Origin of the sequence: Geitlerinema sp. CS-897 (assembly GCF_028368005.1) — a bacterium.
Classification (GTDB): domain Bacteria; phylum Cyanobacteriota; class Cyanobacteriia; order Cyanobacteriales; family Geitlerinemataceae; genus Baaleninema; species Baaleninema simplex.
The window spans coordinates 1-1,504 of sequence record NZ_JAQNCQ010000208.1; the positions used below are offsets into that span (position 1 = coordinate 1).

General features: G+C 53.5%; 1 protein-coding gene and 2 pseudogenes. 2 read left to right on the forward strand and 1 reads right to left on the reverse strand.

The genetic code is table 11. The annotated features are described in order from the left end of the window. Positions 1–117: 117 nt before the first annotated feature. Positions 118–936 carry a CHAT domain-containing protein gene (locus POG22_RS13230; protein WP_498905769.1) on the forward strand — a complete coding sequence of 273 codons (819 nt, stop codon included), beginning with the start codon at positions 118–120 and terminating at the stop codon, positions 934–936. 227 nt (positions 937–1,163) lie between these two features. Continuing rightward, positions 1,164–1,366 (forward strand): annotated as a pseudogene (locus tag POG22_RS13235) (hypothetical protein); the annotation flags it as partial. Between the two features lie 20 nt (positions 1,367–1,386). Here POG22_RS13235 and POG22_RS13240 read toward each other — a convergent pair. Further along, positions 1,387–1,504, reverse strand: a pseudogene (locus POG22_RS13240) (IS4 family transposase); the annotation flags it as partial.

Genomic DNA, 1,504 nt, shown 5'->3' on the forward strand with positions numbered 1-1,504 from the left:
CAAACTTCATAATTTTATCGAGAAATATTATTGTAACTTATAAAGTGGACGAGTTAAGTCAATTCAGATTTATACCTTGAGCAAGACGGCTTCTTGTTCATTTTCCACCCCCAGCTTTTGATAACTTTTTCAGCAAACCCTTCTTATACACCGCTGTTGGAGCGCCACGAAATCGTCAACGCACCTTCGGCTTCGATGGTCGCGATCGTGCGGGAGTTTCGCCGCTCCCGTCCCCCCTCGAAAACCTTGGCGATCGTGGCCGATCCAGTGTTTGGAGACGGAGTCGCGGGGTTGTCGGTGCGAGGAGACGACGATCTCGGATTGCGAGGAACCTGCTATCAAACTACGCCCTCCCCGCTTCCGGGTACTGCGACGGAAGCCGAAGGGATCTCTGCTTTGGTTCCTACCGCCGACGTACTCACCGCCCTAGAATTCGACGCCACGCGCCAACTCGTCACCAGCGACGTTCTCAGCGACTATCGCATCGTTCACCTGGCAACCCACGGCTGTTTTGACGAAGTCAATCCCCGCTTGTCAGCGTTAGCGTTATCGCTGGTCGATTCGGCGGGACATCCCCTCGATGGTTATTTGCGCCTACACGACATTTACAACCTCGATCTACCTGCCGATTTAGTAGTTCTGAGTGCCTGTCAAACGGCTGTGGGGGAAACGGTTCGCGGTGAAGGAGTCGTGGGATTGACGCGGGGCTTTTTCCAAGCGGGAACCTCGCGGTCGATCGCGTCGTTGTGGAGCGTATCAGATGCCTCTACAGCCCATCTGATGCAGCAATTTTATCGAAACTACCTCGAAGCCGGGATGACGCCGTCTGAGGCGTTACGGGCGGCGCAGTTAGAGATGTGGCGCGGCGAGGTCGATGCGGAATGGAAAAACCCGTTTTATTGGGCGGCGTTCGTGTTTCAAGGGGAATGGCGGTGAACTTTTCTCGAAATGGTGTAGGAACAACGTTGCGATCGACGATCGGTACTACAACAGCGATCGAATGTAGCGTTGAAGGGGGGCATCTCAAAAATGTAAATTTATCATACGGAATCCCGTTGTGAAAACCCTGTTTTGCGGACTTCGCCGTCAAATCCATGTATGCAAAGACTTGAATCGATTTTGGGCGCTCGTGTTAAAAGGGGGTATGGGGTGCGGATTTCGTATTAAACCTACTGTTAATGTGTGCTGGCATTGGCAGTCCCGGCACCTTAGCAGAAGTGTTTCGCGGCGATCGCGGCGATCGCAACGCACCCCAACTCATCGGCGATGACGAGGTGGTCAAAGCGCCTCCGCTGCCACCGCTGAAAGGCTCGTTTTTCAAAACTTTGCGGGAGGCCGTGGCTTTCAGCGTCCGTTTGAGTTGGCCCTGAGAGGGTGACAACATAGCTAGACCCCCTGCCTCACAAGGGATAGAGCCTCTAGCCCTCGTTGAAAATGGAGAGATTTGTGAGGCTTCAACGCCATGAGCGCCAACATCCAATCTCTCCAGAGCAGCAGGGATTGA